The 7,500-nt window shown below is 50.9% G+C and carries 2 tRNA genes and 5 rRNA genes (1 of these 7 only partly in view); all 7 read left to right on the top strand.

Features of this window, described 5'->3' with window-relative positions:
* Positions 1-1,479 (top strand): 23S ribosomal RNA (locus V6L79_RS00035) (it extends 1,413 nt beyond the left edge of the window).
* A 161-nt stretch (positions 1,480-1,640) separates the two neighbouring features.
* Positions 1,641-1,756 (top strand): 5S ribosomal RNA (gene rrf, locus V6L79_RS00030).
* A gap of 470 nt (positions 1,757-2,226) precedes the next feature.
* Positions 2,227-3,763: ribosomal RNA gene (locus V6L79_RS00025) — 16S ribosomal RNA — on the top strand.
* Between the two features lie 81 nt (positions 3,764-3,844).
* Positions 3,845-3,921: transfer RNA gene (locus tag V6L79_RS00020), tRNA-Ile, on the top strand.
* 30 nt (positions 3,922-3,951) lie between these two features.
* Positions 3,952-4,027: transfer RNA gene (locus tag V6L79_RS00015), tRNA-Ala, on the top strand.
* Positions 4,028-4,274: 247 nt separating this feature from the next.
* Positions 4,275-7,166 (top strand): 23S ribosomal RNA (locus V6L79_RS00010).
* A 161-nt stretch (positions 7,167-7,327) separates the two neighbouring features.
* Positions 7,328-7,443: ribosomal RNA gene (gene rrf, locus V6L79_RS00005) — 5S ribosomal RNA — on the top strand.
* Together the 16S, 23S and 5S rRNA genes with 2 tRNA genes alongside form the textbook arrangement of a ribosomal RNA operon.
* Positions 7,444-7,500: the final 57 nt, after the last annotated feature.

The following is a 7,500-nucleotide window of genomic DNA, read 5'->3' as shown; positions in this document are numbered from 1 at the left end:
GACGGAGAAGGCTAGGCCAGCTTGGCGTTGGTTGTCCAAGTTTAAGGTGGTAGGCTGGAATCTTAGGTAAATCCGGGATTCTAAGGCCGAGAGCTGATGACGAGTTGTCTTTTAGACAACGAAGTGGTTGATGCCATGCTTCCAAGAAAAGCTTCTAAGCTTCAGGTAACCAGGAACCGTACCCCAAACCGACACAGGTGGTTGGGTAGAGAATACCAAGGCGCTTGAGAGAACTCGGGTGAAGGAACTAGGCAAAATGGCACCGTAACTTCGGGAGAAGGTGCGCCGGTGAGGGTGAAGCATTTACTGCGTAAGCCCACGCCGGTCGAAGATACCAGGCCGCTGCGACTGTTTATTAAAAACACAGCACTCTGCAAACACGAAAGTGGACGTATAGGGTGTGACGCCTGCCCGGTGCCGGAAGGTTAATTGATGGGGTTAGCTAACGCGAAGCTCTTGATCGAAGCCCCGGTAAACGGCGGCCGTAACTATAACGGTCCTAAGGTAGCGAAATTCCTTGTCGGGTAAGTTCCGACCTGCACGAATGGCGTAACGATGGCGGCGCTGTCTCCACCCGAGACTCAGTGAAATTGAAATCGCTGTGAAGATGCAGTGTATCCGCGGCTAGACGGAAAGACCCCGTGAACCTTTACTATAGCTTTGCACTGGACTTTGAATTTGCTTGTGTAGGATAGGTGGGAGGCTTTGAAGTGTGGACGCCAGTCTGCATGGAGCCAACCTTGAAATACCACCCTGGCAACTTTGAGGTTCTAACTCAGGTCCGTTATCCGGATCGAGGACAGTGTATGGTGGGTAGTTTGACTGGGGCGGTCTCCTCCTAAAGAGTAACGGAGGAGTACGAAGGTGCGCTCAGACCGGTCGGAAATCGGTCGTAGAGTATAAAGGCAAAAGCGCGCTTGACTGCGAGACAGACACGTCGAGCAGGTACGAAAGTAGGTCTTAGTGATCCGGTGGTTCTGTATGGAAGGGCCATCGCTCAACGGATAAAAGGTACTCCGGGGATAACAGGCTGATACCGCCCAAGAGTTCATATCGACGGCGGTGTTTGGCACCTCGATGTCGGCTCATCACATCCTGGGGCTGAAGCCGGTCCCAAGGGTATGGCTGTTCGCCATTTAAAGTGGTACGCGAGCTGGGTTTAGAACGTCGTGAGACAGTTCGGTCCCTATCTGCCGTGGACGTTTGAGATTTGAGAGGGGCTGCTCCTAGTACGAGAGGACCGGAGTGGACGAACCTCTGGTGTTCCGGTTGTCACGCCAGTGGCATTGCCGGGTAGCTATGTTCGGGAAAGATAACCGCTGAAAGCATCTAAGCGGGAAACTTGCCTCAAGATGAGATCTCACTGGAACCTTGAGTTCCCTAAAGGGCCGTCGAAGACTACGACGTTGATAGGTTGGGTGTGTAAGCGCTGTGAGGCGTTGAGCTAACCAATACTAATTGCCCGTGAGGCTTGACCATATAACACCCAAGCAATTTGCGCCCTTGAATACAAGAGCCTGCAAGTTGCGGTGTGTGAAGACGATACAAACCGAAAGTTTGCGATTCACAAAACACCCCTCTATTACATACCCATTCGCTGGAGCGTGAGCCGAAAGGCAAACGACCTGGCTACCGAATTTCTTGACGACCATAGAGCATTGGAACCACCTGATCCCATCCCGAACTCAGTAGTGAAACGATGCATCGCCGATGGTAGTGTGGGGTTTCCCCATGTGAGAGTAGGTCATCGTCAAGATTAAATTCCAAAATCCCTGTCTGCTCACGCAGTCGGGGATTTTGTTTTTGTATAAGTACAAGCTTTGTAAAAAGCGTGTGCTGTTAACCAGGCCATTTGCCTGGCTAACAAGTAGATTGAACGTAGCAGGAAATAAGGTGTTGACAGCAGCGTGTAACGCTGTAGAATTCGCCTCCCGCTAACGAGAGATCGAAAGCGCAAGTGGTTGATGTTACAGAGGAAACTTTGAAAACATCTTAAAATAACCGCTTGACAGCAACAGAGGCTGCTGTAGAATGCGCGCCTCGGTTCAGCGAAAGCTAACCAACCGCTCTTTAACAACTGAATCAAGCAATTCGTGTGGGTGCTTGTGGAGTCAGACTGATAGTCAACAAGATTATCAGCATCACAAGTTACTCCGCGAGAAATCAAAGATGTAACCAACGATTGCTGAGCCAAGTTTAGGGTTTCTTAAAAACCCAAAGATGTTTGAACTGAAGAGTTTGATCATGGCTCAGATTGAACGCTGGCGGCAGGCCTAACACATGCAAGTCGAGCGGTAGAGAGAAGCTTGCTTCTCTTGAGAGCGGCGGACGGGTGAGTAATACCTAGGAATCTGCCTGATAGTGGGGGATAACGTTCGGAAACGGACGCTAATACCGCATACGTCCTACGGGAGAAAGCAGGGGACCTTCGGGCCTTGCGCTATCAGATGAGCCTAGGTCGGATTAGCTAGTTGGTGAGGTAATGGCTCACCAAGGCTACGATCCGTAACTGGTCTGAGAGGATGATCAGTCACACTGGAACTGAGACACGGTCCAGACTCCTACGGGAGGCAGCAGTGGGGAATATTGGACAATGGGCGAAAGCCTGATCCAGCCATGCCGCGTGTGTGAAGAAGGTCTTCGGATTGTAAAGCACTTTAAGTTGGGAGGAAGGGCAGTTACCTAATACGTGATTGTCTTGACGTTACCGACAGAATAAGCACCGGCTAACTCTGTGCCAGCAGCCGCGGTAATACAGAGGGTGCAAGCGTTAATCGGAATTACTGGGCGTAAAGCGCGCGTAGGTGGTTTGTTAAGTTGAATGTGAAATCCCCGGGCTCAACCTGGGAACTGCATCCAAAACTGGCAAGCTAGAGTATGGTAGAGGGTAGTGGAATTTCCTGTGTAGCGGTGAAATGCGTAGATATAGGAAGGAACACCAGTGGCGAAGGCGACTACCTGGACTGATACTGACACTGAGGTGCGAAAGCGTGGGGAGCAAACAGGATTAGATACCCTGGTAGTCCACGCCGTAAACGATGTCAACTAGCCGTTGGGAGTCTTGAACTCTTAGTGGCGCAGCTAACGCATTAAGTTGACCGCCTGGGGAGTACGGCCGCAAGGTTAAAACTCAAATGAATTGACGGGGGCCCGCACAAGCGGTGGAGCATGTGGTTTAATTCGAAGCAACGCGAAGAACCTTACCAGGCCTTGACATCCAATGAACTTTCTAGAGATAGATTGGTGCCTTCGGGAACATTGAGACAGGTGCTGCATGGCTGTCGTCAGCTCGTGTCGTGAGATGTTGGGTTAAGTCCCGTAACGAGCGCAACCCTTGTCCTTAGTTACCAGCACGTAATGGTGGGCACTCTAAGGAGACTGCCGGTGACAAACCGGAGGAAGGTGGGGATGACGTCAAGTCATCATGGCCCTTACGGCCTGGGCTACACACGTGCTACAATGGTCGGTACAAAGGGTTGCCAAGCCGCGAGGTGGAGCTAATCCCATAAAACCGATCGTAGTCCGGATCGCAGTCTGCAACTCGACTGCGTGAAGTCGGAATCGCTAGTAATCGTGAATCAGAATGTCACGGTGAATACGTTCCCGGGCCTTGTACACACCGCCCGTCACACCATGGGAGTGGGTTGCACCAGAAGTAGCTAGTCTAACCTTCGGGAGGACGGTTACCACGGTGTGATTCATGACTGGGGTGAAGTCGTAACAAGGTAGCCGTAGGGGAACCTGCGGCTGGATCACCTCCTTAATCGACGACATCAGCTGCTCCATAAGTTCCCACACGAATTGCTTGATTCATTGAAGAAGACGATAGAAGTAGATCAAAATTGGGTCTGTAGCTCAGTTGGTTAGAGCGCACCCCTGATAAGGGTGAGGTCGGCAGTTCGAATCTGCCCAGACCCACCAATTTTGTTTGGAAATTACCTGTAGAAATATGGGGCCATAGCTCAGCTGGGAGAGCGCCTGCCTTGCACGCAGGAGGTCAACGGTTCGATCCCGTTTGGCTCCACCATTACTGCTTCTGTATCGCAAAGCTTAGAAATGAACATTTTCTCGAAAGAGAGTGAATGTTGATTTCTGATCTTTTGATTAGATCGTTCTTTAAAAATTTGGGTATGTAATAGAAAGTTAGACTGGATAACACTTTCACTGGTGTTTATTCAGGCTAAGGTAAAATTTGTGAATGAGTTCTTAATTGAACATGCGAATTTTCGGCGAATGTCGTCTTCATAGTATAACCAGATTGCTTGGGGTTATATGGTCAAGTGAAGAAGCGCATACGGTGGATGCCTTGGCAGTCAGAGGCGATGAAAGACGTGGTAGCCTGCGAAAAGCTTCGGGGAGTCGGCAAACAGACTTTGATCCGGAGATGTCTGAATGGGGGAACCCACCTAACATAAGTTAGGTATCTTAAGCTGAATACATAGGCTTAAGAAGCGAACCAGGGGAACTGAAACATCTAAGTACCCTGAGGAAAAGAAATCAACCGAGATTCCCTTAGTAGTGGCGAGCGAACGGGGACCAGCCCTTAAGCTGTATTGATGTTAGCGGAACGCTCTGGAAAGTGCGGCCATAGTGGGTGATAGCCCTGTACGCGAAAACATCTTTACAGTGAAATCGAGTAGGACGGAGCACGAGAAACTTTGTCTGAATATGGGGGGACCATCCTCCAAGGCTAAATACTACTGACTGACCGATAGTGAACTAGTACCGTGAGGGAAAGGCGAAAAGAACCCCGGAGAGGGGAGTGAAATAGATCCTGAAACCGTATGCGTACAAGCAGTGGGAGCCCACTTTGTTGGGTGACTGCGTACCTTTTGTATAATGGGTCAGCGACTTATTTTCAGTGGCAAGCTTAACCGAATAGGGGAGGCGTAGCGAAAGCGAGTCTTAATAGGGCGTCTAGTCGCTGGGAATAGACCCGAAACCGGGCGATCTATCCATGGGCAGGTTGAAGGTTGGGTAACACTAACTGGAGGACCGAACCGACTACCGTTGAAAAGTTAGCGGATGACCTGTGGATCGGAGTGAAAGGCTAATCAAGCTCGGAGATAGCTGGTTCTCCTCGAAAGCTATTTAGGTAGCGCCTCATGTATCACTGTAGGGGGTAGAGCACTGTTTCGGCTAGGGGGTCATCCCGACTTACCAAACCGATGCAAACTCCGAATACCTACAAGTGCCGAGCATGGGAGACACACGGCGGGTGCTAACGTCCGTCGTGAAAAGGGAAACAACCCAGACCGTCAGCTAAGGTCCCAAAGTTATGGTTAAGTGGGAAACGATGTGGGAAGGCTTAGACAGCTAGGAGGTTGGCTTAGAAGCAGCCACCCTTTAAAGAAAGCGTAATAGCTCACTAGTCGAGTCGGCCTGCGCGGAAGATTTAACGGGGCTCAAACCATACACCGAAGCTACGGGTATCACTTAGGTGATGCGGTAGAGGAGCGTTCTGTAAGCCTGTGAAGGTGAGTTGAGAAGCTTGCTGGAGGTATCAGAAGTGCGAATGCTGACATGAGTAACGATAATGGGTGTGAAAAACACCCACGCCGAAAGACCAAGGTTTCCTGCGCAACGTTAATCGACGCAGGGTTAGTCGGTCCCTAAGGCGAGGCTGAAAAGCGTAGTCGATGGAAAACAGGTTAATATTCCTGTACTTCTGGTTATTGCGATGGAGGGACGGAGAAGGCTAGGCCAGCTTGGCGTTGGTTGTCCAAGTTTAAGGTGGTAGGCTGGAATCTTAGGTAAATCCGGGATTCTAAGGCCGAGAGCTGATGACGAGTTGTCTTTTAGACAACGAAGTGGTTGATGCCATGCTTCCAAGAAAAGCTTCTAAGCTTCAGGTAACCAGGAACCGTACCCCAAACCGACACAGGTGGTTGGGTAGAGAATACCAAGGCGCTTGAGAGAACTCGGGTGAAGGAACTAGGCAAAATGGCACCGTAACTTCGGGAGAAGGTGCGCCGGTGAGGGTGAAGCATTTACTGCGTAAGCCCACGCCGGTCGAAGATACCAGGCCGCTGCGACTGTTTATTAAAAACACAGCACTCTGCAAACACGAAAGTGGACGTATAGGGTGTGACGCCTGCCCGGTGCCGGAAGGTTAATTGATGGGGTTAGCTAACGCGAAGCTCTTGATCGAAGCCCCGGTAAACGGCGGCCGTAACTATAACGGTCCTAAGGTAGCGAAATTCCTTGTCGGGTAAGTTCCGACCTGCACGAATGGCGTAACGATGGCGGCGCTGTCTCCACCCGAGACTCAGTGAAATTGAAATCGCTGTGAAGATGCAGTGTATCCGCGGCTAGACGGAAAGACCCCGTGAACCTTTACTATAGCTTTGCACTGGACTTTGAATTTGCTTGTGTAGGATAGGTGGGAGGCTTTGAAGTGTGGACGCCAGTCTGCATGGAGCCAACCTTGAAATACCACCCTGGCAACTTTGAGGTTCTAACTCAGGTCCGTTATCCGGATCGAGGACAGTGTATGGTGGGTAGTTTGACTGGGGCGGTCTCCTCCTAAAGAGTAACGGAGGAGTACGAAGGTGCGCTCAGACCGGTCGGAAATCGGTCGTAGAGTATAAAGGCAAAAGCGCGCTTGACTGCGAGACAGACACGTCGAGCAGGTACGAAAGTAGGTCTTAGTGATCCGGTGGTTCTGTATGGAAGGGCCATCGCTCAACGGATAAAAGGTACTCCGGGGATAACAGGCTGATACCGCCCAAGAGTTCATATCGACGGCGGTGTTTGGCACCTCGATGTCGGCTCATCACATCCTGGGGCTGAAGCCGGTCCCAAGGGTATGGCTGTTCGCCATTTAAAGTGGTACGCGAGCTGGGTTTAGAACGTCGTGAGACAGTTCGGTCCCTATCTGCCGTGGACGTTTGAGATTTGAGAGGGGCTGCTCCTAGTACGAGAGGACCGGAGTGGACGAACCTCTGGTGTTCCGGTTGTCACGCCAGTGGCATTGCCGGGTAGCTATGTTCGGGAAAGATAACCGCTGAAAGCATCTAAGCGGGAAACTTGCCTCAAGATGAGATCTCACTGGAACCTTGAGTTCCCTAAAGGGCCGTCGAAGACTACGACGTTGATAGGTTGGGTGTGTAAGCGCTGTGAGGCGTTGAGCTAACCAATACTAATTGCCCGTGAGGCTTGACCATATAACACCCAAGCAATTTGCGCCCTTGAATACAAGAGCCTGCAAGTTGCGGTGTGTGAAGACGATACAAACCGAAAGTTTGCGATTCACAAAACACCCCTCTATTACATACCCATTCGCTGGAGCGTGAGCCGAAAGGCAAACGACCTGGCTACCGAATTTCTTGACGACCATAGAGCATTGGAACCACCTGATCCCATCCCGAACTCAGTAGTGAAACGATGCATCGCCGATGGTAGTGTGGGGTTTCCCCATGTGAGAGTAGGTCATCGTCAAGATTAAATTCCAAACCCCCTGTCTGCTCACGCAGACAGGGGGTTTGTTTTTGGGCCGAG

Source organism: Pseudomonas sp. ML2-2023-6 (genome assembly GCF_037055265.1).
Lineage (GTDB): Bacteria > Pseudomonadota > Gammaproteobacteria > Pseudomonadales > Pseudomonadaceae > Aquipseudomonas > Aquipseudomonas kulmbachensis.
This window is presented reverse-complemented; position numbering and strand designations above follow the sequence as displayed.